The sequence below is a fragment of the Sulfitobacter dubius genome (assembly GCF_027214245.1).
Lineage (GTDB): Bacteria > Pseudomonadota > Alphaproteobacteria > Rhodobacterales > Rhodobacteraceae > Sulfitobacter > Sulfitobacter dubius_A.
This window is the reverse complement of record NZ_JAPWHM010000008.1, coordinates 1-21,248: the sequence shown is the minus strand read 5'-3', so window position 1 is coordinate 21,248 and position 21,248 is coordinate 1. Positions and strand designations below refer to the sequence as shown.

General features: G+C 60.7%; 22 protein-coding genes. 12 read left to right on the top strand and 10 right to left on the bottom strand.

Translation table 11 applies throughout. The features are described 5' to 3' along the window. The first annotated feature begins 96 nt into the window (after positions 1 to 96). The gene (gene murJ, locus O4H31_RS17020; RefSeq protein WP_269347712.1) at positions 97 to 1,638 is read left to right on the top strand and encodes a murein biosynthesis integral membrane protein MurJ; all 1,542 of its coding nucleotides are present in this window, start codon (positions 97 to 99) and stop codon (positions 1,636 to 1,638) included. Here murJ and O4H31_RS17015 read toward each other — a convergent pair. Beyond that, on the bottom strand, positions 1,635 to 2,321 hold the full coding sequence (locus O4H31_RS17015; protein WP_259982943.1) for a rhomboid family intramembrane serine protease: 687 nt from the start codon (positions 2,319 to 2,321) through the stop codon (positions 1,635 to 1,637). The genes murJ and O4H31_RS17015 overlap by 4 nt on opposite strands. Positions 2,322 to 2,396: 75 nt before the next feature. Between O4H31_RS17015 and trpS the strand changes: the two genes are divergently transcribed. The 5 genes from trpS to O4H31_RS16990 all read left to right on the top strand — a co-directional run bounded on the left by trpS (position 2,397) and on the right by O4H31_RS16990 (position 6,564). Further along, positions 2,397 to 3,413, top strand: coding sequence for a tryptophan--tRNA ligase (gene trpS / locus O4H31_RS17010; protein WP_269347709.1), 1,017 nt, complete (start codon positions 2,397 to 2,399; stop codon positions 3,411 to 3,413). Positions 3,414 to 3,518: 105 nt separating this feature from the next. Next, on the top strand, positions 3,519 to 3,989 hold the full coding sequence (locus O4H31_RS17005) for a VOC family protein (RefSeq protein ID WP_269347708.1): 471 nt from the start codon (positions 3,519 to 3,521) through the stop codon (positions 3,987 to 3,989). Positions 3,990 to 4,150: 161 nt separating this feature from the next. Then, a complete protein-coding gene (locus O4H31_RS17000; RefSeq protein WP_269347706.1) occupies positions 4,151 to 5,257 on the top strand; it encodes a class II histone deacetylase in 1,107 nt (368 codons plus the stop codon). 9 nt (positions 5,258 to 5,266) lie between these two features. Continuing rightward, the gene (locus O4H31_RS16995; RefSeq protein WP_269347705.1) at positions 5,267 to 5,839 is read left to right on the top strand and encodes a nitroreductase family protein; all 573 of its coding nucleotides are present in this window, start codon (positions 5,267 to 5,269) and stop codon (positions 5,837 to 5,839) included. Beyond that, positions 5,830 to 6,564, top strand: a complete 735-nt coding sequence (locus tag O4H31_RS16990) for an EI24 domain-containing protein (protein ID WP_269347704.1) — start codon at positions 5,830 to 5,832, stop codon at positions 6,562 to 6,564. The genes O4H31_RS16995 and O4H31_RS16990 overlap by 10 nt, the downstream gene beginning before the upstream one ends. Here O4H31_RS16990 and O4H31_RS16985 read toward each other — a convergent pair. Together O4H31_RS16985 and mce are read right to left on the bottom strand one after the other, a co-directional pair. After that, positions 6,497 to 6,790 carry a DUF1467 family protein gene (locus tag O4H31_RS16985; RefSeq protein ID WP_269347702.1) on the bottom strand — a complete coding sequence of 98 codons (294 nt, stop codon included), beginning with the start codon at positions 6,788 to 6,790 and terminating at the stop codon, positions 6,497 to 6,499. The genes O4H31_RS16990 and O4H31_RS16985 overlap by 68 nt on opposite strands. 2 nt (positions 6,791 to 6,792) lie before the next feature. After that, the gene (gene mce / locus O4H31_RS16980) at positions 6,793 to 7,197 is read right to left on the bottom strand and encodes a methylmalonyl-CoA epimerase (RefSeq protein WP_067623753.1); all 405 of its coding nucleotides are present in this window, start codon (positions 7,195 to 7,197) and stop codon (positions 6,793 to 6,795) included. A gap of 127 nt (positions 7,198 to 7,324) precedes the next feature. On the opposite strand from mce, the gene O4H31_RS16975 reads away from it, so the two are divergent. After that, positions 7,325 to 8,044, top strand: a complete 720-nt coding sequence (locus O4H31_RS16975) for a response regulator (RefSeq protein ID WP_269347699.1) — start codon at positions 7,325 to 7,327, stop codon at positions 8,042 to 8,044. Between the two features lie 21 nt (positions 8,045 to 8,065). Here O4H31_RS16975 and O4H31_RS16970 read toward each other — a convergent pair whose 3' ends face one another. Further along, on the bottom strand, positions 8,066 to 8,788 hold the full coding sequence (locus tag O4H31_RS16970; RefSeq protein WP_269347697.1) for a GNAT family N-acetyltransferase: 723 nt from the start codon (positions 8,786 to 8,788) through the stop codon (positions 8,066 to 8,068). Positions 8,789 to 8,939: 151 nt separating this feature from the next. Between O4H31_RS16970 and O4H31_RS16965 the strand changes: the two genes are divergently transcribed. From O4H31_RS16965 to O4H31_RS16950, 4 genes are all read left to right on the top strand, one after another. Next, positions 8,940 to 9,113, top strand: coding sequence for a hypothetical protein (locus O4H31_RS16965; RefSeq protein WP_161487464.1), 174 nt, complete (start codon positions 8,940 to 8,942; stop codon positions 9,111 to 9,113). A 59-nt stretch (positions 9,114 to 9,172) separates the two neighbouring features. After that, complete coding sequence (locus O4H31_RS16960; RefSeq protein WP_269347694.1) at positions 9,173 to 9,649, top strand: hemerythrin domain-containing protein; 477 nt, start codon at positions 9,173 to 9,175, stop codon at positions 9,647 to 9,649. A 112-nt stretch (positions 9,650 to 9,761) separates the two neighbouring features. Beyond that, entirely contained in the window at positions 9,762 to 10,394 is a 633-nt protein-coding gene (locus tag O4H31_RS16955; RefSeq protein WP_067623744.1) for an MT-A70 family methyltransferase, read from the top strand. Next, positions 10,378 to 11,109, top strand: a complete 732-nt coding sequence (locus tag O4H31_RS16950) for a BglII/BstYI family type II restriction endonuclease (RefSeq protein WP_269347692.1) — start codon at positions 10,378 to 10,380, stop codon at positions 11,107 to 11,109. Before O4H31_RS16955 ends, O4H31_RS16950 begins: the two co-directional genes overlap by 17 nt. 29 nt (positions 11,110 to 11,138) lie before the next feature. Here O4H31_RS16950 and aspS read toward each other — a convergent pair whose 3' ends face one another. The 6 genes from aspS to urtA all read right to left on the bottom strand — a co-directional run bounded on the left by aspS (position 11,139) and on the right by urtA (position 18,985). Continuing rightward, positions 11,139 to 12,914, bottom strand: a complete 1,776-nt coding sequence (aspS, locus tag O4H31_RS16945; RefSeq protein WP_067623742.1) for an aspartate--tRNA ligase — start codon at positions 12,912 to 12,914, stop codon at positions 11,139 to 11,141. A 158-nt stretch (positions 12,915 to 13,072) separates the two neighbouring features. Continuing rightward, on the bottom strand, positions 13,073 to 13,768 hold the full coding sequence (urtE, locus tag O4H31_RS16940) for an urea ABC transporter ATP-binding subunit UrtE (protein WP_269347689.1): 696 nt from the start codon (positions 13,766 to 13,768) through the stop codon (positions 13,073 to 13,075). Continuing rightward, positions 13,755 to 14,510, bottom strand: a complete 756-nt coding sequence (gene urtD / locus O4H31_RS16935) for an urea ABC transporter ATP-binding protein UrtD (protein ID WP_067623736.1) — start codon at positions 14,508 to 14,510, stop codon at positions 13,755 to 13,757. Before urtD ends, urtE begins: the two co-directional genes overlap by 14 nt. After that, positions 14,507 to 15,688 carry an urea ABC transporter permease subunit UrtC gene (urtC, locus tag O4H31_RS16930; protein WP_269347686.1) on the bottom strand — a complete coding sequence of 394 codons (1,182 nt, stop codon included), beginning with the start codon at positions 15,686 to 15,688 and terminating at the stop codon, positions 14,507 to 14,509. The genes urtD and urtC overlap by 4 nt, the downstream gene beginning before the upstream one ends. A 3-nt stretch (positions 15,689 to 15,691) precedes the next feature. Beyond that, complete coding sequence (gene urtB / locus O4H31_RS16925) at positions 15,692 to 17,620, bottom strand: urea ABC transporter permease subunit UrtB (RefSeq protein ID WP_269347684.1); 1,929 nt, start codon at positions 17,618 to 17,620, stop codon at positions 15,692 to 15,694. A gap of 78 nt (positions 17,621 to 17,698) precedes the next feature. Continuing rightward, the gene (gene urtA, locus O4H31_RS16920) at positions 17,699 to 18,985 is read right to left on the bottom strand and encodes an urea ABC transporter substrate-binding protein (RefSeq protein WP_269347683.1); all 1,287 of its coding nucleotides are present in this window, start codon (positions 18,983 to 18,985) and stop codon (positions 17,699 to 17,701) included. Positions 18,986 to 19,629: 644 nt separating this feature from the next. On the opposite strand from urtA, the gene O4H31_RS16915 reads away from it, so the two are divergent. Then, positions 19,630 to 21,177 carry a bifunctional sulfate adenylyltransferase/adenylylsulfate kinase gene (locus O4H31_RS16915; RefSeq protein ID WP_269347682.1) on the top strand — a complete coding sequence of 516 codons (1,548 nt, stop codon included), beginning with the start codon at positions 19,630 to 19,632 and terminating at the stop codon, positions 21,175 to 21,177. Positions 21,178 to 21,248: the final 71 nt, after the last annotated feature.

Below are 21,248 nucleotides of genomic sequence, written 5' to 3'. Positions count from 1 at the left end.
AGCTGAGGGGCCAGCCTTCCGGCACCGCTCACCGCGATTGCACAGGGTAAGCGCCCGCGCTAGGGATCACCTCAGCGCAATTTAAGGCACCTTTTGATGAAACCTATCCGTCTTATGTCCGGCTTTTTCACTGTCGGTGTCTGGACCTTGCTCAGCCGTGTGCTCGGCTTCCTGCGTGAGGTGCTGTTGCTGTCGCTCATTGGCCCCGGTCCGGTGATGGACGCCTTCGTCGCCGCCTTCCGCCTGCCGAATATGTTCCGCCGCTTCTTTGCCGAGGGCGCGTTCAACGCCGCCTTCGTGCCGATGTTCGCCAAAAAGCTGGAGGGCGAGGAAGGCGCTGGCAAATTCGCCCGCGATGCCTTCAACGGCTTGTCGCTGGTGGTGCTGGCGCTGACCGCTTTGGGCATGATCTTTATGCCCGGGTTGGTCTGGCTGACAGCCGAAGGCTTCGTCGGAGACCCGCGGTTCGACATGACGGTCGTCTTTGGCCGTATCGCCTTTCCCTATATCCTGTGCATGTCACTCTCGGCGCTGTTATCCGGCATCCTGAACGCCACCGGACGCTTTGCCGTGGCCGCCGCCGCGCCGGTGCTGCTGAACATCTTCGTCATCGCCGCCATGACCTTTGCCGCCCTCACCGGGGGCGAAATCGCGCTCTGGCTGATCTGGTCGATCCCGGTGGCTGGCGTGGCGCAGCTTGCCCTGACATGGCGCGCCGCGGCCCAAGCGGGCTTCCCCCTGCGCCCCTCGCGGCCCCGCTGGACCCCCGACATGCGCGCGATGATCGTCATCGCCCTGCCCGCCGCGCTGGCCTCCGGCGTCATGCAGATCAACCTTGTGGTCGGGCAGCTGGTCGCCAGTCAATATGACAAAGCCGTCTCATGGCTCTTTGCCGCAGACCGTCTGTACCAATTGCCCTTGGGCGTCGTGGGCATCGCCGTTGGCATCGTCTTACTGCCCGACCTGTCGCGCCGCCTGCGCGCCGGGGACAACGACGGCGCGCAAACTGCGCTCAGCCGCGCCGCCGAGATTTCGCTCGCGCTGACGATCCCGTCGGCGGTGGCGCTGATGGTGGTGCCCTTCGCACTGGTAACGGTGCTGTTCGAACGCGGTGCCTCTGGCGTCGATGACACCGCAGCGATTGCAACGGCGGTGATGATCTATGGCCTCGGCCTGCCATCCTTCGTGCTGCAAAAGATCCTGCAACCGGTCTATTTCGCGCGCGAAGACACCCGCCGCCCCTTCCATTTCGCCGTCGTCGCCATGGTGGTGAACGCAGCGCTCGCGGTGGGCCTTGCGCCCTTTATCGGCTGGATTGCCCCGGCGGTCGCCACGACGCTGGCGGGCTGGACGATGTTTGCCTGCCTCGCCATCGGCGCGCGGCGTTTCGGCGCTGCGGCCAAGTTCGACGCACGGTTCCACAAGCGTATCTGGCGCATTCTCATGGCCTCCGCCACGATGGGCGTCGCCCTTTGGCTGGGCAATGCAGCCCTGCAACCGATGCTGGGCCTGCCATGGTTGCGTGGTCTGGCGCTGGTGCTGCTGATCGCCATCGGCGCGATCAGCTACTTTGGCATCGGCCAGTTGATCGGCGCTTTCCGCCTGTCCGAGTTCAAACGCGCGGTTCGGCGCGGTTAACGCTGCTGCAACCGCGCCCTCAGTCGCGCCCATTCACCGGGCGCGACCAAAAAGCTCAGGCCAAAGCCACAAAAGAACCCGGCAAGTTCCGCAACCCACAAGAATCCAGTCTCAAAGAAAATGCCCCAGAAAAGCTGAAGCCCCATCAGCAGGGCAATCAGGGTGAACGCCTGATACTGCGGCCCGCCTGAGCCAAGCAGCCGCCGCCACATTACGAAACTATAGCCCCCGATCAGCCCATAAACATTGGGATAGGCGCCCGCCAACCAGACCGGATCGTTGAGCAGCGCCCCATAGACAAGCGCTCCGCCAATGCCCGACAGCACGAAGATCACCAAAAAAGCCACCTGCCCCATCGCCTCAGCCACCAACTTGCCCAAGGCCAAAAGCAGCACCACGGCAAAGATCGCATGGGTAAAGCCCAGATGGATGAATGGATAGGTCACCACGCGCCAGATATGCTCAATCGGGTACTGGCCAGCGCCGATCATCGCGTCAAAAATCAGCCCCGAAAAGCCAAAGTCGCGCACCAGCCCAAGCCGCCAGCCGACGGCGGCGGGGCCGCCAACCAACCCGGCTTCGGCGAGCGATAGCACCACCTCAACCCCGGCGATGGCCAAAAACAGCACGATAACCGCTGGCGGCAGCGGGTTCACAGGGGGTTGGAAATCAGGGTCTTGCATGGGCGCTCCTTGACGGGGTTCGCGGCCAGAAGTAAGCCTGCCGCGCAAGACTTTCCAGCCCAGAGGTGCCGCCCGATGTCCGAGACCCAATTCACCCCGCGCGTGTTTTCCGGTATTCAGCCCTCGGGCGACCTGCATCTGGGCAACTACTTGGGCGCGCTCAAACGCTTCGCCGATGCACAGGAACAGGGCGTTCAGTCGATCTATTGCATGGTCGACCTGCACGCGATCACGGTTCCGCAAAAGCCCGAAGACCTCAAACGCAGCACCCGCGAACTTTGCGCGGGCTTCATCGCCTCTGGCATCGACCCCGAGAAATCAATCCTGATCAACCAAAGCCAAGTGCCAGAACACGCGCAACTGGCTTGGATTTTCAACTGCGTCGCCCGCATGGGCTGGATGGGCCGCATGACCCAATGGAAGGACAAGGCCGGTAAGAATGCCGAGGCCGCATCGCTCGGCCTTTTCGCATACCCCGCGCTGATGGCTGCCGACATCCTGATCTACCACGCCACCCATGTGCCGGTGGGCGAGGACCAGAAACAGCACCTTGAACTGACCCGCGACATCGCGGCCAAATTCAACCACGACTACGGCATCGACTTCTTCCCGCTGACCGAACCGGTCATCGAAGGCGCGGCCACCCGCGTCATGTCCCTGCGCGACGGGTCCAAGAAAATGTCGAAGTCCGACCCATCGCCCGCCAGCCGCATTAACCTGACCGACGATGCCGACACGATCGCCAAGAAGTTCCGCAAAGCCAAGACCGACCCCGACGCTCTGCCGTCCGAGGCCGAGGGCCTGAAGGACCGCCCCGAAGCGCGCAACCTCGTGAACATCTACGCCGCCCTCAGCGACCAGACCATTGATCAAGTCTTGGCCGAAGTCGGCGGCCAGCAGTTCGGCACTTTCAAACCCGCGCTGGCAGAACTGGCTGTCTCCAAACTGGGCCCGATCACCGCCGAAATGCAGCGCCTGATGGCCGATGAGACCGAGATTGACCGCATCCTCGCCCGGGGCGCGGAACAGGCCCGCGAAATCACCGCCCCGATCCTCAAACGCACCTATGAGATCGTCGGCATGGTCGGCTGACAGACCGGGGCTGTCCGCAATGCCGCACAGCCCCCCTGCTCTCCTACGCAATTGCGCCTGCCCCCTCTCGCTGCCATCTTAAATGGAGAGCGAAAGGACCAAGCGATGACCCACCCCACCATCGGCCATGTGCACCTCAAGGTCGCCGACCTTGACCGCGCCATTCATTTTTACAGCGACTTGCTGGGCTTTGCCGTGACCCAACGCTACGGCAATCAGGCGGCTTTTCTGGGCGCAGGCGGCTATCATCACCACATCGGGCTGAACACATGGGAAAGCGCGGGCGCCACCCCGCCGCCGCCGGGCCATACCGGCCTCTATCACAGCGCTTTTCTCTACCCCGACCGGCAGCAATTGGCGCGCGCCCTGCGCCGGGTGCTTGAAGATGGCATCACATTGGACGGCGCCGCCGATCACGGTGTCAGCGAAGCAGTCTACCTGCGCGATCCCGACAACAACGGTGTCGAGTTGTACCGGGACCGGCCCCAAGCCGACTGGCCCCGCGATGCACAAGGCGACCTAAAAATGGTCAACTCCCCCCTCGATGTCGCTGCCCTACTGGCCGAGGCAAACTGACCGCAACGCCGCTCAAAGAGCCCCCCCTTCCCCCTTCATCCTTTTACAAATACCGAATCCCGCACCCACCCCACGCACCACCGCCCGTGTGGACCCTTCCCGCCATGGACAATCCCGCTGCCCTGCGCCACCTTCCCCGCAAGGATGAAGGGGACACGACCATGACCACAGGTTTCTTTTGGGACGAACGCTGCTTCTGGCACGCAGGCGGGAACTATGCCTTTACCATGCCGGTCGGCGGGCTGGTGCAGCCCCTCGCCGCCGGCGGCCTGCCGGAAAACCCCGAGACCAAGCGCCGCATGAAAAACCTCATGGAGGTAACGGGGCTCTTCGACGAACTCGATACCCGCAGCGCCGTCCCGGCCAGCCGCGAAGCGCTGGCACGGGTGCATCCCGCAAGCTACCTCGATGAATTCAAGCGGCTCTCTGACGCGGGGGGTGGGGAATTGGGCCATGCGGTCCCCTTCGCCCGTGGCGGCTATGAGCTGGCCGCGTTGTCTGCCGGGCTGGCCATCGCCGCGGTCGACGCCGTGGCACGCGGCGATCTCGACAATGCCTATGCCCTCAGCCGCCCACCGGGGCATCACTGCCTGCCCGATCTGCCCAATGGGTTCTGCCTGCTGGCCAATGTCGCCATCGCCATCGAGGCCGCACAGGCCAAGGGCTTGGCAAAGCGTGTCGTCGTGCTGGATTGGGACGTGCACCACGGCAATGGGACCGAGGCGATCTATTATGACCGCGATGACGTGCTGACGATCTCTCTGCACCAAGAGGGGAATTACCCGATCGACACCGGCGGCCTCGCAGATCGCGGGCGGGGTGCTGGCGAAGGCTATAACATCAACCTGCCGATGCACGCGGGCTCGGGCCACACCGCCTACTTACACGCGATGGACCGCGTGGTGATCCCCGTGATTGACGCCTTCGCCCCCGACATGATTATCGTCGCCTGCGGCTATGACGCGGCAATCGTCGATCCGCTGGCGCGAATGCAGGCGACCGCCGCCACCTTTGCCGAAATGACCAAACGCATCCGCGATACTGCCGATAGGGTCTCCGATGGCAAGTTGGTGCTGGTGCATGAGGGCGGCTATTCCGAGGCCTATGTCCCCTTCTGCGGTCATGCCACGATCGCCGCGCTCAGCGGTAGCAAAATCGATGCCCCCGATCCAATGGCCCGCGCCCTGCACGCCCGCCAACCTTCGCCTGCCTTTGATGCCTTCCTGCGCCAGTCGATTGACGATATGGCGCGGCAACTGGACCTGTAAGAGACCGCAATGCCCGTAGCTGACCCTTCCGCCCTCGCCTTTTTGCAAAACCGGCGCTCGCGCCCGGCCAAGACGCTCGGCCTTCCGGTGCCCAATGCCGAGGCGCTGCGCCCGCTTCTGACCGCCGCCGCGCGCACGCCGGATCATGGGAAGCTGGAGCCGTGGCGCTTTGTCATCATCGACCGCGCGGCGATGGCGCGATTGGCTGAAGTGGCTGAGAAACGCGGCGCGGCCCTTGGCCTCGGGCCAGAGGACACCGCCAAGGGGCGTGGCCAATTCGATCAAGGCAACCTCGCCGTGGCGGTGATCGAAGTGCAAAAGCCCTCGCCCAAGATCCCACCACTAGAGCAGACCTATTCCGCAGGGGCCGTCTGCCTTGCGCTGCTCAACGCCGCCCTCGCCGCGGGCTGGGGTGCAAACTGGCTCAGCGGTTGGCCTTCCCATGACCGCGGCTTCATGGAGGAAGGCTTTGCCCTCGCCCCGCATGAGCGTATCGCGGGGATCATCCATATCGGCACCGAAACAGCCGCCCCACCAGAACGCCCGCGCCCTGACATCGACGAGATCACCACATGGCTGTAAGCGCGATACTGCGGTCCTTTACCCGCGCACTTGGTCAACTGGGCGATGCGCGCTTTCGCAAGGTGGTCCTGCTCGGCGTCGGCCTGTCGCTGGCACTGCTGATTGTGGCCACGGCGGGCTTTGCCTATCTGGTGGATTGGGTCACGCCCGAAGACGCATGGCTGCCGGTGCTGGGTGAGGTCAACTGGCTCGACGATCTGCTGAGTTGGAGCGCGCTGATCCTGCTGATGGTCCTTTCGGTCTTCCTAATGGTGCCTGTCGCCTCGGCGATCACCTCGATGTTTCTCGATGAGGTCGCCGATGCGGTGGAAGAGGTGCACTACCCCCATCTGCCCCCGGCGCACCGTGTCGGCATCGGCGATGCGATCCGCGATACTGTCAACTTCATGGGCGTGCTGGTGGGGGCAAACCTGCTGGCGCTGGTGCTCTACCTGCTCTTCGCCCCGGCGGCGCTGTTCATTTTTTGGGGGCTGAACGGGTTCTTGCTGGGGCGCGAATATTTCACCCTCGCCGCGCTGCGCCGCCATGGCCGGGACGAGGCCAAGCGCCTGCGCCGCCGTCATGCGGGCACGATCTGGATGGCCGGGGTGCTGATGGCGGTGCCTCTGTCGGTGCCGCTGCTGAACCTGCTGATCCCGATCCTAGGAGCGGCGACCTTTACCCACCTGTACCATGCGTTGGTGCCGCATTCGGATGCAGCCAGCCTTCGATATCCGCCACGCTGATCCAGCCCGACAGGATGACCGTGGCGCAGATCGCCCAGATGATTGCGGCCACCAGCGTGGTCCACAGCGCCTTGCGCCCCAGATGATGCTGCGCCGGCGCGCCCGCATGGGTGCCGGGCACGACCTCGCCTGCGTCCCCTTGAGTTTGCACCCGAATCGGCAGAGCAACCATAAAGGTCATCGACCAAATGACGGCGAACAGCACAATGCCCGAAACGATCCCCATGCTCAGACCTCCTCAAGCTCGACGAGCGCGCCGTTGAAATCCTTGGGATGCAGGAACAGCACCGGCTTGCCATGGGCGCCGATTTTGGGCTCGCCCGAGCCCAGCACGCGCGCGCCGGTGGATTTCAGATGGTCGCGCGCCGCGATGATGTCATCGACCTCATAGCAGATGTGGTGGATGCCACCCGCCGGGTTCTTTTCCAGAAAGCCGTTGATCGGGCTGTCGTCACCCAGCGGGTGCAGCAATTCGATCTTGGTGTTGGGCAGTTCGATAAAGATCACGGTCACCCCGTGATCCGGTTCGGCCTGCGGCGCGCCGACCTTAGCGCCAAGCGCGTGGCGATACTGATCCGCCGCCGCATCGAGATCCGGCACGGCGATGGCCACATGGTTAAGACGTCCGATCATCTTGGGTGCTCCTCGTGATTTGCCCAGCTTTATGCCCGCCTGTCCGCTGAACAACAATGCGTCACGTTAACGCGTCGTTAGCCAACGCGGCGTAACGATAGCGTAGCAGATGTTGTTGGAGGCGATCATGGACGACACCGACCCTTTCGAAAGAACCACCCCCACCCCCACGGCGGAGCGACCGCTGCTGGGTCTCACCGTTTTAGTGGTGGAAGACAGCCGTTTCGCTTGCGAGGCGATGCGCCTGCTCTGTCTACGCTCTGGCGCGCGGATCAGGCGGGCAGATAGTTTGCGCTCTGCCCGGCGCCACCTACAGGTCTATCGCCCCGCTGTGGCGTTGGTCGACCTTGGCCTGCCCGACGGCAGCGGTCTGGACCTGATCGCCGAACTCACACAAAGCACGCCGCGGGTGGAAACGATCATCGCCATCTCTGGCGACAGCCATATGGAGCCTGATGCCCGCGCGGCCGGGGTCGATGGGTTTATCGCGAAGCCGATTACATCGCTGTCATCCTTTCAGCAGGCCATTCTGAAAACCCTCCCAGAAGAGCGTCGTCCCGTGGGCCTGCGCGCCCTCCCGGATGAAGATGTCTCCCCGGACCGAATCGGCTTTCAAGATGACATTGCCCATATCGCTGGCGTGCTCGGCGGCGAACCGGATGAGCCCACGCTTGATTATGTGGCGCAGTTTCTCTGCGGCGTTGCCCGCTCCGCGAATGACCTTAGGCTGGAAGAGGCGGCAAGGGCTTTGGCCCACAAACGCGCCCTAGGCCAACCCGCGGGGCCAGAGGCCGCGACCATAGCCGGGATGATCCAGATCCGATTGACCGAAAAAATTGCGATTTAACCCATCCGGCAGGCAGGCCACTTAAAGCATCGGATCGCTCGTTACACGAACAAGGCGGGTCAGATCGCCGAGCCGTTCCTTCTGTTGCCCCTGCCCGTCAAAATTACTGGGGGACAGCCAAGCTTCAAACGCCTCTTTCAGCGCGGGCCATTCCGTGTCGATCGCGGCGAACCAAGCCGTGTCGCGGTTGCGCCCCTTAACGATGGTCGCTTGCCGAAAGACACCCTCATAGCTTAGTCCCAGCCGCTGCGCGGCGCGGCGGGACGGACGGTTGAGCGCGTCGCACTTCCACTCGAACCTTCGGTAGCCCGCCTCAAAGGCCCATTGCATCATCAAGAATATCGCCTCGGTCGCCGCGGGGGTGCGCTGTAGGGCGGGGCTGAAGTTGATGTGGCCCACCTCGATACTGCCTGCCTCGGGCTTGATCCGCAGAAAGCTTGCCACGCCCACCCATTGATCCCGCGCGCGGTCTTTCACCGCCATGAAATACGGATCGACCTGCGCTGCACTATCGCGCACCCAGCGGTGATACTGCGCCGCCGAAGAGAATGGCCCATAGGGCAGATAATCCCAAACGTGGTCCTCCCCCACATAGGCGGGGTAGAGCAGCGCGGCGTGTTTCTCTGCCGAAAGCGGCTCCAACACGACATGGCGCCCGGAGAGCACCTCACCGGCGGGCCGTTGGGGCTCGGCCCAATTCTCTATCGTGGGCCCGACAGGGCGCGGGTCTAATCTGCTGTTCATAGCAAAGTTATGCACCGCGCTTTACAGGCCGCCAAGATGAATAAACTTGAAATAATCCCACCAGACCCCAGTCTTGGCCTCCAAGCTACACATTCATGCCACATTCAGCCTGCAGCATTATGCTAAACGCACGCGACCCCCGGAGGGTGAAATGACCCAGCACCATGCCAAGGACAGCGCCAAACCCGCAAAACCGGTCGATTGGATTGTCGTGGGCGCGAATGTTCTGGGGCTGGTGGTCGTTACTTTGGCGGCATTTCACGCCCAAACAGGCGGGCTGTTCCAACAGGTCGCCAGCCAAGCGGCGAAGGGCGCGGTCTTCTAGGGCGGGAACCTGCCGGTGGCTTCGGCGTTACCCACAGGTAACACCAAAGGATTTTTCCCATGCCCTCCATCTATGACGCGATCAAAGAAGATCATGATGAACACCGCGCCCTGCTCAATACCATTGCCGACACCGAAGGCGACAGCGCCGAGCGCCGCAAGGCTTGGGACCGTTTTTACCATGACGTGAAGTCCCACGCCGCCGCCGAGGAAGAGACCTTTTATTCCACGCTGATGTCCGAAACATGGGGCCAAGATCACGCGCGCCATTCGGTTCACGAACACCAGCAGCTTGACGATCTTATGGAAGAACTGCGCGAAACCGATATGTCGTCTTCTGCTTGGCTGACTCGTTTCAAGCAACTCAAGCATGACTATGAACATCATATGGACGAGGAAGAAGACGAGCTTTTCACCCGCGCCAAGAAGGTCATTGGCGAGGAACATAACGACGCCTTCGGCGACAAGTTCCTGAAGCGTAAGGAAAAGGAAGCCAAGCTCATCGAGGAAAAGCGCGAAGACAGTCTTGAGGATTGACCGGACACGCTCTTACCTGATAAACGTGTTCTCTTAACGTTCTTGTGGATATCCAGCCCCTCTGGGCAGGTAGCGGTTGCAAGAAAGCCCGAGGAAACGCAATATATTGGATATGAGCGATAATCCATCACAAGACCTACGCGACTTTCTGGGCAAAGACCGGTTTGGCTGCGTCATGGCGGACCCGCCGTGGCGCTTCACCAATCGTACTGGCAAGGTCGCGCCAGAGCATAAGCGCTTGGCCCGTTATCCCACGATGACGGTTGATGACATCTGCGCCCTGCCCGTGGCCGATCACCTCGAAGACCGCGCGCATTGCTACATGTGGGTGCCAAATGCGCTGCTGCCCGAAGGGTTGCAGGTGCTCAAGGCCTGGGGATTTGAGTATAAATCCAACATCATTTGGCACAAAATCCGCAAAGACGGTGGCAGTGACGGGCGCGGCGTGGGGTTCTATTTCCGCAATGTGACCGAAATTTTGCTGTTCGGCGTGCGCGGCAAGAACGTGCGCACCTTGGATGCCGGGCGGCGTCAGGTAAACATGATGCAGACCCGCAAGCGGGAGCATTCGCGCAAACCGGATGAGCAATATGACCTGATCGAAAGCTGCTCTTGGGGCCCCTACCTCGAACTGTTCGGGCGCGGTGTCCGCGAGGGCTGGACCGTTTGGGGCAATCAGGCCGAGGCGGATTACAAGCCCGATTGGAAGACCTACAGCTACAATTCCAGTGTCGCGGCTGAGTAATCTGGCGCGGCGCATCGACGACGCGGTGTTCGACGATGAAAGGCTCGTCGAAGACCTGCTGCCCGTCGATCTGCGCGATCGCTACTCCGTCACCAGCTACCGCAGCGCCGCCGCCGTGCTGCAACAGCGCGCGCCCGAGGAACTGGCCGCGATCATCCGCGTGCTGCGGCAGTTCACGATCAGCCGCAATGAAATTCGCGCGCCGGGGGGCAACCGCATGTCGGCCACCACCCGTTTCGCGCAATATGCGGCGGCCGAGAATTTCCACGAGGAAGTGCGCATCAAAGCCGATCTGTTGGTGCAGCTCACCGCGGGCAAGGGCGACAATGCCCCCGAGGTCGACCGCATCATCCGCGAAGACTTCATCCACAACCATATGGTCGACTTTTGGCGCAGCCGCGTTGCTTTCGATTATGAGTGGAACAGCAAAGACCAGACCTACGACCGTGACCTCTATGCCTTTCGTAGCTTTTTCGAAGCGGGGGTGATCGATGTCGGCGTCATCGTGACGCGCGAACTGTCGAACGGGTTTTTCAAATCGCTCGGCAATTGCTTGGACAAATTCGGGAATGAGACCGACAAGACCGTGAGCGCGAAATTCGGAGCCAGCACAACCGGCACCCATAAGCTCATCAGCCGCATCGCCGCCGGGCGCAGCGGCGGCTGCCCGGTTCTGGTGCTGGGCATCCTACCGGGCAATATCACCCCCGACTGAGCCGGGGATGACACTTCATTCAGACAGGATCACTCCTGCGGGATGACCCGCAAGCCCAGTTCCATCAGCTGATCGCTGGTGGGTTCAGAAGGCGCGTTCATCATCAGGTCTTCGGCACGCTGGTTCATCGGGAAGAGAATGACTTCGCGGATGTTCTGCTCTTCGGCCAGCAGCATGACGATCCGGTCGATACCGGCGGCACAGCCGCCGTGGGGCGGGGCGCCGTATTGGAAGGCATTAACCATGCCGCCAAAGCGCTTGCGCACCTCGTCTTCGCCATAGCCTGCGATCTCAAACGCCTTGAACATGATCTCCGGCTTGTGGTTTCGGATCGCGCCCGAGACCAGTTCGTAGCCGTTGCAAGCGAGGTCATATTGATAGCCCAACACCTTGAGTGGATCGCCCTGCAGCGCCTCCATCCCGCCCTGCGGCATGGAAAAGGGGTTGTGCTCAAAGTCGATCTTGCCGGTCTCTTCGTCACGCTCGTAGATCGGGAAATCCACAATCCATGCAAAGGCGAAACGGTCCTTGTCGGTGAGGTTCAACTCCTCGCCGATCACGTTCCGCGCGCGGCCTGCGACTGCTTCAAATGACTTCGGCTTGCCACCGAGGAAGAAGGCCGCGTCGCCGACGCCCAGATCCAACTGCTGGCGGATCGCCTCGGTGCGCTCGGGACCAATGTTTTTGGCCAGTGGACCAGCCGCTTCCATGCCGTTGCCCTGATCGCGCCAGAAGATATACCCCATGCCGGGCAGACCTTCTTTTTGAGCAAAGGCGTTCATGCGGTCGCAGAACTTGCGGCTGCCGCCCTTGGGTGCGGGGATCGCGCGGATTTCGGTGCCATCCTGCTCCAGCAGCTTGGCGAAGATCGCAAAACCGGAATCGCGGAAATGGTCGGACACGACCTGCATCTTGATAGGGTTGCGCAGGTCAGGCTTGTCCGAGCCATACCACAGCGCGGCATCCTTGTAGGAAATCTGTTCCCAGGTCTCGTCGACCTTCTTACCGCCGCCGAACTCTTGGAAGATGCCTGCGATCACCGGCTGGATCGTGTCGAAAACGTCCTGCTGGGTGACAAAGGACATCTCCATGTCGAGCTGGTAGAAATCGGTGGGCGAGCGGTCGGCGCGCGGGTCTTCATCGCGGAAGCAGGGCGCGATCTGGAAATACTTATCAAAGCCCGAGACCATCAAAAGCTGTTTGAACTGCTGCGGCGCCTGCGGCAGGGCGTAGAACTTGCCGGGGTGCAGGCGCGACGGCACGAGGAAGTCGCGCGCGCCTTCGGGGGAAGACGCGGTGATGATCGGCGTCTGGAACTCGCGGAAGTTCTGATCCCACATGCGCTTGCGGATGGACGTCACAACGTCGGAGCGCAGCGCCATGTTCTTTTGCATCTTCTCGCGACGCAGGTCGAGGTAACGATAGCGCAGGCGCGTCTCTTCGGGGTATTCCTGCTCGCCGAAGACCTGAAGCGGCAGTTCAGCGGCGGAACCCAGCACTTCGATGTCGCGCGCATAGACCTCAATCTCGCCCGTGGGCAGCTTGGGGTTCACAAGGCTTTCGTCCCGCGCCTTTACGGTGCCATCAATGCGCACGCACCATTCCGCGCGGACCTTTTCCATCTCGGCGAAGGCCGGGCTGTCAGGGTCGCAGATGACCTGAGTGATCCCGTAATGGTCGCGCAGGTCCAGAAACAGCACACCGCCGTGATCGCGCACCCGGTGCACCCAGCCGGACAGGCGCACAGTGTCACCCTTGTTCTCAAGGCTCAGATCGGCACAGGTATGGCTGCGATAGGCGTGCATGATGGTCCCTTCCTAGGGCTATTTCAGGTTTCGCGCAGGTACACCGTTTGACGGTCGGGAAGTCAAGACTTTGCTGCCCCGCCGCGCCACAATAATAGAAGGGTTTTGTGCCTTGTGGGCAAGCCGGGCCTGCGCGCAAGACGGGCAACAGCAATCACTTATAGCGCAAGCGCGTCCAAGAGTTGCGCGCGTTGGGCTTCGGATTTTGGGATCGATTGGGTGATTTGTCCGCGCTGCATGACGTGGAAATGATCGGCATTGAGGTAGGCAAATTCGAAATTCTGCTCCACCAACACGATGGCCAATTCCCCCCGATCCCGCAGAAGGCGAATGGTGTGGCCAATCATCTGGATGATATTGGGCTGAATTCCTTCGGTCGGTTCGTCCAACAGCAGCACCTTGGGGCGGGCAATAAGCGCCCGGGCGATGGAAAGCTGCTGTTGTTGCCCACCAGACAAGTCCCCCCCGCGCCGGGCCTTCATCTCAGCAAGGACCGGGAAAAGCTCAAAAATGTCATCCGGGATCTTGTGCTCGGATTTGGGAAGACAGGCAAAGCCCGTTTCAAGGTTCTCTTGAACGGTCATGAGCGGAAATATCTCGCGCCCCTGTGGCACATATCCGACGCCCGCTTTGGCTGACAGGGCCGCACGGCCCGGTTGCAATTCTTCACCATCAAGGCTGATCCGCCCGCCCGAAAAAGGATGCCGCCCGGCGATGGCTTTCAGCAAGCTGGTTTTGCCGACCCCATTGGTGCCCGTCACACAGGTCACCTGCCCCACGGGCGCGTTCAACGTGACCTCATGAAGTATCTGAGATTGCCCGTATTTCAGGTTTAAGTTCTCAATCTCCAGCATCGCTGCGCCCCAAATAAACGTCAATAACAGTCTGGTTGCTGGTGACATGATCCAGCGACCCTTCGGCCAGCACCGATCCTTCGTGCAAAACGGTCACCTTGCAATTCAGCCGCCGCACGAACTCCATGTCGTGCTCCACCACGATAACGGCGCGGGTCTCGGCGGCTTTTTTCAGGATGTCTGTAGTGTGTTCGCGTTCATGCGCCGTCATGCCTGCGGCGGGCTCATCCACCAGCAGCAAGCGGGGTGATTGCGCAAGCAGCATCCCGATCTCCAGCCACTGCTTTTGCCCGTGGCTTAACTCTCCGGCGGGGCGGGAGAGATGGGCGGTCAGGTTGATCTCATCGGCGATCTTTTCAAGCCGCGCCGCCCCTTCCGAGGTCTTGCGGTGGAACAGCACCGAGAATGTGCCACGCGGGTTCTTTAGCGCCATGGCAAGGTTTTCGCGCACGGTTTGCGCCTCAAACACGGTCGGCTTTTGAAACTTGCGCCCAATCCCAAGCATCGCGATCTGGCTTTCCGACATGCCAATAAGTGAGCGGCTGTCATCACCAAACAGAATATAGCCCTCATCCGGCTTTGTCTTGCCGGTGATGATGTCCATAAAGGTCGTCTTGCCCGCGCCATTGGGGCCGATCACCGCGCGCAATTCCGGTTCACCGATCTGTAGACTAAGGTTCTTGATCGCCTGAAACCCGTCAAAAGATTTCGAAATTCCGGACATTTCCAAAAGAGAACTCATGGCTTGCGCACCAGTTTATCAAAGAGGCCGCCGATGCCCTTGGGCGCAAACAGCGTGATAAGTACAAAGCTCAGACCGAGCAGCACCAGCCACCAATCGACCCAGTGGATCGTATAGACCCCCAGATTGATGCTGGGTGCGCCACCGCCCGTAAACCAACTGGACAAAAGCGAGACCACTGCCGCACCGATCACCGCCCCGTAAAGCCGGCCACGCCCGCCGATGGCGACCCATACCGCGAGATAGATCGACGCGATGGGGGCGATTTCAGCAGGGTTGATGATGCCCGCTTGCGGGTAATAAAGCGCACCGGCGATGCCTGCGACGATGGCGGTGATGGTGAAGACGAAGAGTTTATAGCTCTCTACATGGTAGCCCAGAAAACGAACGCGCGATTCATCGTCACGGATGGCTTGGATGACATTGCCCAGCTTGCTGTCGGTGATCCACGCGAAAAACAGATAGCCCAGAGCAAGCGCCAAGGCAGAGGCGAGGAAAAAGACGATGGAGACCACGTCTTGGCCGCTTTCCGCGAAGCCGGGGATGTTTTGCAGGCCCGACAGACCGTTGTTGCCACGCAAACCGCTGTCGTTCTGAAACAGGTAGAGCGCGAGCGCCAGGGTCATGGCTTGGGTCAGGATCGACAGGTAAACCCCATTAACGCGGCTGCGGAATGCAAGCCAGCCAAAGACCAGCGCAAAGGCGCCGGGGATCAGCACGACGAAGGCCAATTGGATAAAAAGGTTGTCCGCGAAGGCCCAGATTAACGGGAATTCCGATGAGCCGACGACCCCGAAAATCTGGTTTCCGATGGCGTCTGAAATCTCTTGCGGGGTTGGCGGGATGACCTGACCGGCGAGGCTGTCGGCCACGATGATTTCGGTGCGCGCATACATGAGCCACATCCCGATGGCGTAGCCGCCGATCCCGAAAAAGGCGAAATGTCCGAGGCTAAGGATGCCGCAATACCCCCAAACCACATCCATCGCGATGGCCACGAGGCAAAGACACAGGGCTTTGCCCAATGTCTTGACGAAGGAGGTTGAGACAAGACCGGTACCGGCGGCTTCGGACATTACCGTCACAAGGACTGTAAAGAGGCCGAGCGCGGCAAGGAAGTAGAGGACCGAAGGATTGCGCCCGATGAAAGACCGTCGTTGGCTGTGCGTCTGGGTCATGGCTCAATCCGCCGCTGCCCGGCCTTTGGGGGCGACGATGCCCTTGGGCCGGAATTGAATGAACAGGATGATGAAAAGGATCATGTAGGTCTGTGCCGCCAGCGTGTTGGACGGGTTCAGCCACTCGATCCCCTTTTGCAGGAAGCCAATCAGCCCTGCTCCGGCCAGCGTGCCGAATACCGATCCAACACCGCCCACTACGACGGTCATGAAGCTTTGCACGATATAGTTCGCGCCCATCTCAGAGGTGACCTGCGCATAAAGGCCGATGCCGACGCCCGCGACCCCGGCGATGCCGGACCCCAGCCCGAAGGTCATCATGTTGATGCGATCGGGGTTGATGCCCATTGAGGCCGCCATGCCGGGGTTTTGCGTCACCGCGCGCACCTCCAAGCCAAGGCGCGTGCGCTTGAGGATATACAGCAGCAAAAACAGAAAGATCAGCGCCAGCACGAATATGGCGATGCGGATGTAACTGATTTGAACCACATCTGAGATCACGAGCGCGCCCCGAAGCCACTCAGGCGATGTCAGCGGGCGGGCCTGCGTGCCAAAAATATTCTTGGCGATTTGCTGCAAGGCGATCGAGATGCCGAAGGTCGCCAACAAGGTTTCAAGCGGGCGGTGATAGAGATGCCGGATCACCAACCGCTCCATTGCGACACCCGCCCCAAAGGTAACGGCAAAGGCTAGCGGCAGCGCGATGAGCAGCGAGACCGTGTAGTCAGGGACGATGAGCTGCACGACATAGCCGGTATAGGCGCCCATCATGATAAACTCGCCATGGGCCATGTTGATGACCCCCATCTGCCCAAAGGTGATCGCCAACCCAATCGCTGCGAGAAAATAAATTGAGGCCAGCGACAAACCGTCCAACGTCAAATCAAAGGTCTGCGCCCAGCCGACCCGCGTCTCAACCGCGTCGAGCGTGGTGCGGGCAGCGTCGGTGATCGCCCTGTCATCCTCTTCGTAGCGTTCATAGAAGACGGCATTCCGCAGGGCGGTGTCGATATCATCCGGCGTTACCAATGGCGGGACGGCCCCCGCCTCGGCAAGCGCGCGATACGCATCCATCCGCTTGTCCGGGTCGTCCAATTGCGCCAGAGGGATGTCGCCGACGCGGCCATCGACGATATTGGCTTCAAGGGCAGCGCGAATATCACTGGGCGGCACGATTGCAGGGGCAAGATCGGCTTCGACCAGCGTCTCATAGCTCGCCGAAGGGGCCACCATGGGGTCAAGATTGCGGGCGATGTTACCCTCGGGCTGCTCTGCCGCAACGCCTGTCGTTACAGATAGAATTTGGCTCAGCACCGCGCGGGCTTCGAGAGAGGTGTCGGAAGACAGGCTTTCGATCGCACGAATGCGCGCCTCGGGGGCCGCTCCGAAGCGCGCGGTCAAGAAATTGCTCAGTTGCTCTTTGCGGGCGCGCAGGATGGGGTCATTCTCCCCTTCAAGCGAGGCCAAGAGCGGGTCAAGCTGGCTGGCATCGCTGCGTCGCGCGATGCTTTCAAGGGCGGCGCTGCGGCGTTCGGGGTCGGGATCAGACAGTTGGAACTGCACCAATGCCGTCCCGATGACACGCCGCACACCGCCATTGGGGCGCAGCTGGCTGAAACTGCCTGAAGAAGCCGTCGTCTCTTCGCCCGTATCAACGTCGCGCAGCGTGAGTGTATCGCCGGCTTCCTTCGCAAAGTAGAACAGGCCCGTTGCATCGTCTTGCCAGACGCTCCGCTCGGCCCATTGCTCAAGAAAAACAGGAACCTGCGGCAGGCCCGATGCCACCAGATCGTCCAACAAAACGCCGACCGAATTGCGCGATGGCTTGGCCACCTTTTCGGCGTGGGTCTGCAAGACAGACTGAAGTTCCTGAGCGGATGCAAGACTGACGGATGTCAGCAAGCACATCAGGCTGAGCAGTATTCGAACCATGAGATATGGGGCTTTCGGACGGAAAGTGTGTTCAGAAAGAGTGTCGGGCGCGGTTGAGGACGCGCCCGACGCTTGGCGTTAGTAGTTCGAGGTCAACTGAACGCAGGTCTTGGTTTCGGTATTATACATGCCGCACTCAAGTTCTTTCCAATCGGAGACCAGAACAGCCGATTCAGGCAGGAAGTCCGTCCATGCATCGCCGGGCACCTCTTCGGTCTGGCTGATGATGTCGAACTGGCCGTCAGAGGTGATTTCACCAATCAAGACAGGCTTGGCGAGGTGGTGATTGGGCAGCATGACAGCCGTCCCGCCGGTGAGGTTCGGGAATTCCTGCCCATACATCGCCGCACGAACCGCATCCACATCCGTGGTGCCCGCCTCGGTGACCGCATTCACCCACATGTTGAAACCAATATAATGGGCTTCCATCGGGTCATTGGTCACGCGGTCTTCGCCCATCGCCTCTTTCCAAGCGGCGACCCATTCGTCGTTCGCATCGGATTCTGCGGATTGAAAGTAGTTCCACGCAGCGAGGTGGCCGACAAGATCAGCGGTATCGAGACCCGAAAGCTCTTCTTCCCCGACCGAAAATGCCACGACCGGGATGTCGTCAGCCGAGATACCGGCAGCTGCCAACTCCTTGTAAAAGCCGATATTCGCGTCGCCGTTGATGGTCGAGATCACGCCCACCTGAGAGCCATCCGCCCCCAGTTCGACCACATCCGCCACAATGGTGGACCAGTCCGAATGCCCGAAAGGTGTATAGTTGACGAAGATGTTTTCCTTGGGGATGCCCTTGTCCAAAAGGTACTGTTCAAGGATATTGTTGGTGGTTCTGGGATAGACATAGTCTGTGCCGAGCAGAGCAAATTTCTCGACGCCCAGTTCCTCCAGGAAATAATCGGTCGCAGGGATCGCCTGCTGATTCGGGGCCGCGCCCGTATAGAACACGTTGCGCGAGCTTTCTTCGCCCTCATACTGAACCGGGTAGAACATCAGACCGTTCAACTCTTCCAGAACAGGCAATGCAGATTTGCGCGAAACAGATGTCCAAGAGCCGAAGATGACATCCACCTCGGACACGGTCAGAAGCTCACGCGCCTTTTCGGCGAACAAAGGCCAGTCCGAGGCGGGATCCACTACAACGGCTTCGATTTCGCAATCCAACAGACCGCCCGCAGCGTTTTGTTGCGTGATCAAAAGCTCCATCGTGTCTTTCAACGTCGTCTCGGAAATGGCCATCGTGCCGGACAGAGAGTGCAGCACGCCAACCTTGATCGGGCCCTCGCATTCCGCGCTGGCGGCTGAACCTGCGATCAATAGGGCAGCGGTCGCAGTAAGTGTGCGTTTGGTGGAAAGTCTCATTTCGGTATCCCCGTTTGGTGTGCGGAAGAGCGGAGACGCAAGCATGCCAAAGGCCAAATGCATTTCCACACAGCGTTTATTATAGTTACGCGCGGATGGCCCCCTTACCGGACAGCTCCGTTCGCGACGCCCCGTAACGGAGCCTCTACAGCCTCAGTTCAGAGGGCCGAGCCAGCAAGCCCTGACCCCGAGGAAGTTTCTGCACCGCAGAAAGGGTGCTGTATGATTGGGCAGTTGACAGCCGAACTGTGAAATTTTGGGCACCTGGCGTATGGGGTGCGCGCTGTTTTGCGGTAGAAGCGGAATGTCGGATGGGGACGGCCCGTGTGGCTTTGAGGCGGGAAGGCAGCAGGGTCAAATCCCGATGGGTAAGAGGGATTGCCCATTCCAACGCATGTGAGCGCGCGCCCTGCAGGGCGTCAGAGGACTAAATCTATTGGATAGTCCAGTTGCGGGAGCGCGATTTGGGCGCTGGCGTGAGGTGGAAAAATTGTGACCCCGTCACCCCAGCCTTCGGGAATTTGAATGGGCAACAGGTAGGAAGTTTCAGGCTCAGAGCACTAATTCTATAGACATATCACGCGCATTGCAGCTATGGCGGCCCCATTCAAAGCCACCTGCCAAGTTTAGAAAAAGTGATAGTTATGATGCCCAGCAACCTCGCGCCGATCCCCGAACTCTATGTCTCTTACGAGTCTTCGCAGAAACTGAAGATCGAAGCCGGCAATCTGGTGAGCCTTGATCTCACCCCGCGTCAGATCTGCGATCTGGAGCTTTTGATGAACGGCGGTTTCAATCCGCTCAAAGGTTTCCTGTCCGAGGAAGATTATGACGGCGTGGTCGAGAACATGCGGCTGGCCGATGGCAGCCTCTGGCCCATGCCGATCAACCTCGACGTCAGCGAAGCCTTCGCCGAAAAGCTGGAACTGGGTCAGGACATTGCCCTGCGCGACCAAGAGGGCGTGATCCTTGCGACCATGACCATCACCGACCGTTGGACCCCGAACAAGGCACGCGAGGCCGAGAAGGTCTTTGGCGCGGATGACGACGCGCATCCGGCGGTGAACTATCTGCACAACCAAGCGGGCAACGTCTATCTTGGCGGTCCGGTGACCGGCATCCAGCAGCCGGTGCACTATGATTTCCGCGCCCGCCGCGACACGCCCAACGAATTGCGCGCCTATTTCCGCAAGCTGGGCTGGCGCCGGGTTGTGGCTTTCCAAACCCGCAACCCGCTGCACCGTGCGCACCAGGAACTCACCTTCCGTGCCGCCCGTGAGGCGCAGGCCAACCTGCTGATCCACCCGGTCGTAGGCATGACCAAACCCGGCGACGTGGATCACTTCACCCGCGTGCGCTGCTACGAGGCGGTGCTCGACAAATACCCTGCCGCCACCACCTCCATGTCGCTCTTGAACCTCGCCATGCGCATGGCTGGCCCGCGTGAGGCCGTCTGGCACGGGCTGATCCGCAAGAACCACGGCTGCACCCATTTCATCGTCGGCCGCGACCACGCTGGCCCCGGCAAGAACTCCGCCGGTGAGGATTTCTATGGCCCCTATGACGCGCAGGACCTGTTCCGCGCGCATCAGGAGGAAATGGGCATCGAAATGGTCGATTTCAAACATATGGTCTGGGTGCAGGAACGCGCTCAATATGAGGCCATGGATGAGATCGAGGACAAAGACAGCGTTACCATCCTGAACATCTCGGGCACTGAGTTGCGTCGCCGCCTGCGTGAAGGTCTGGAGATCCCTGAGTGGTTCTCCTTCCCCGAGGTCGTGAAGGAGCTGCGCCGCACCTCCCCGCCGCGCTCGAAACAGGGTTTCACCGTCTTCTTCACCGGGTTCTCCGGCTCAGGCAAATCCACCATCGCCAACGCGCTGATGGTCAAGCTGATGGAGATGGGCGGTCGCCCTGTGACGCTGCTGGATGGCGATATCGTGCGGAAAAACCTTTCCTCTGAGTTGGGCTTCTCCAAAGAACACCGCGATTTGAACATCCGCCGCATCGGCTATGTCGCGTCAGAGATCACCAAGAATGGCGGCATCGCCATCTGCGCGCCGATCGCGCCCTATGCCACCACCCGTCGCGCAGTGCGTGAGGATGTGGAGAACTTCGGCGCCTTCGTAGAGATCCATGTCGCGACCTCGATCGAGGAATGCGAACGCCGGGACCGCAAGGGGTGTTGATTGTCACTGAGAACTGACCCGGTAGCCCCATAAATTGTCACTGAGAACTGACCCATGTGAACACACTTCCC

Excerpts from the sequence above, each read along its gene's own strand:
- murJ (WP_269347712.1), top strand. The coding sequence starts at position 97 with ATGAAACCTATCCGTCTTATGTCCGGCTTTTTCACTGTCGGTGTCTGG.
- O4H31_RS17015 (WP_259982943.1), bottom strand. The coding sequence starts at position 2,321 with ATGCAAGACCCTGATTTCCAACCCCCTGTGAACCCGCTGCCGCCAGCG.
- trpS (WP_269347709.1), top strand. The coding sequence starts at position 2,397 with ATGTCCGAGACCCAATTCACCCCGCGCGTGTTTTCCGGTATTCAGCCC.
- O4H31_RS17005 (WP_269347708.1), top strand. The coding sequence starts at position 3,519 with ATGACCCACCCCACCATCGGCCATGTGCACCTCAAGGTCGCCGACCTT.
- O4H31_RS17000 (WP_269347706.1), top strand. The coding sequence starts at position 4,151 with ATGACCACAGGTTTCTTTTGGGACGAACGCTGCTTCTGGCACGCAGGC.
- O4H31_RS16995 (WP_269347705.1), top strand. The coding sequence starts at position 5,267 with ATGCCCGTAGCTGACCCTTCCGCCCTCGCCTTTTTGCAAAACCGGCGC.
- O4H31_RS16990 (WP_269347704.1), top strand. The coding sequence starts at position 5,830 with ATGGCTGTAAGCGCGATACTGCGGTCCTTTACCCGCGCACTTGGTCAA.
- O4H31_RS16985 (WP_269347702.1), bottom strand. The coding sequence starts at position 6,790 with ATGGGGATCGTTTCGGGCATTGTGCTGTTCGCCGTCATTTGGTCGATG.
- mce (WP_067623753.1), bottom strand. The coding sequence starts at position 7,197 with ATGATCGGACGTCTTAACCATGTGGCCATCGCCGTGCCGGATCTCGAT.
- O4H31_RS16975 (WP_269347699.1), top strand. The coding sequence starts at position 7,325 with ATGGACGACACCGACCCTTTCGAAAGAACCACCCCCACCCCCACGGCG.
- O4H31_RS16970 (WP_269347697.1), bottom strand. The coding sequence starts at position 8,788 with ATGAACAGCAGATTAGACCCGCGCCCTGTCGGGCCCACGATAGAGAAT.
- O4H31_RS16965 (WP_161487464.1), top strand. The coding sequence starts at position 8,940 with ATGACCCAGCACCATGCCAAGGACAGCGCCAAACCCGCAAAACCGGTC.
- O4H31_RS16960 (WP_269347694.1), top strand. The coding sequence starts at position 9,173 with ATGCCCTCCATCTATGACGCGATCAAAGAAGATCATGATGAACACCGC.
- O4H31_RS16955 (WP_067623744.1), top strand. The coding sequence starts at position 9,762 with ATGAGCGATAATCCATCACAAGACCTACGCGACTTTCTGGGCAAAGAC.
- aspS (WP_067623742.1), bottom strand. The coding sequence starts at position 12,914 with ATGCACGCCTATCGCAGCCATACCTGTGCCGATCTGAGCCTTGAGAAC.
- urtE (WP_269347689.1), bottom strand. The coding sequence starts at position 13,768 with ATGCTGGAGATTGAGAACTTAAACCTGAAATACGGGCAATCTCAGATA.
- urtD (WP_067623736.1), bottom strand. The coding sequence starts at position 14,510 with ATGAGTTCTCTTTTGGAAATGTCCGGAATTTCGAAATCTTTTGACGGG.
- urtC (WP_269347686.1), bottom strand. The coding sequence starts at position 15,688 with ATGACCCAGACGCACAGCCAACGACGGTCTTTCATCGGGCGCAATCCT.
- urtB (WP_269347684.1), bottom strand. The coding sequence starts at position 17,620 with ATGGTTCGAATACTGCTCAGCCTGATGTGCTTGCTGACATCCGTCAGT.
- urtA (WP_269347683.1), bottom strand. The coding sequence starts at position 18,985 with ATGAGACTTTCCACCAAACGCACACTTACTGCGACCGCTGCCCTATTG.
- O4H31_RS16915 (WP_269347682.1), top strand. The coding sequence starts at position 19,630 with ATGATGCCCAGCAACCTCGCGCCGATCCCCGAACTCTATGTCTCTTAC.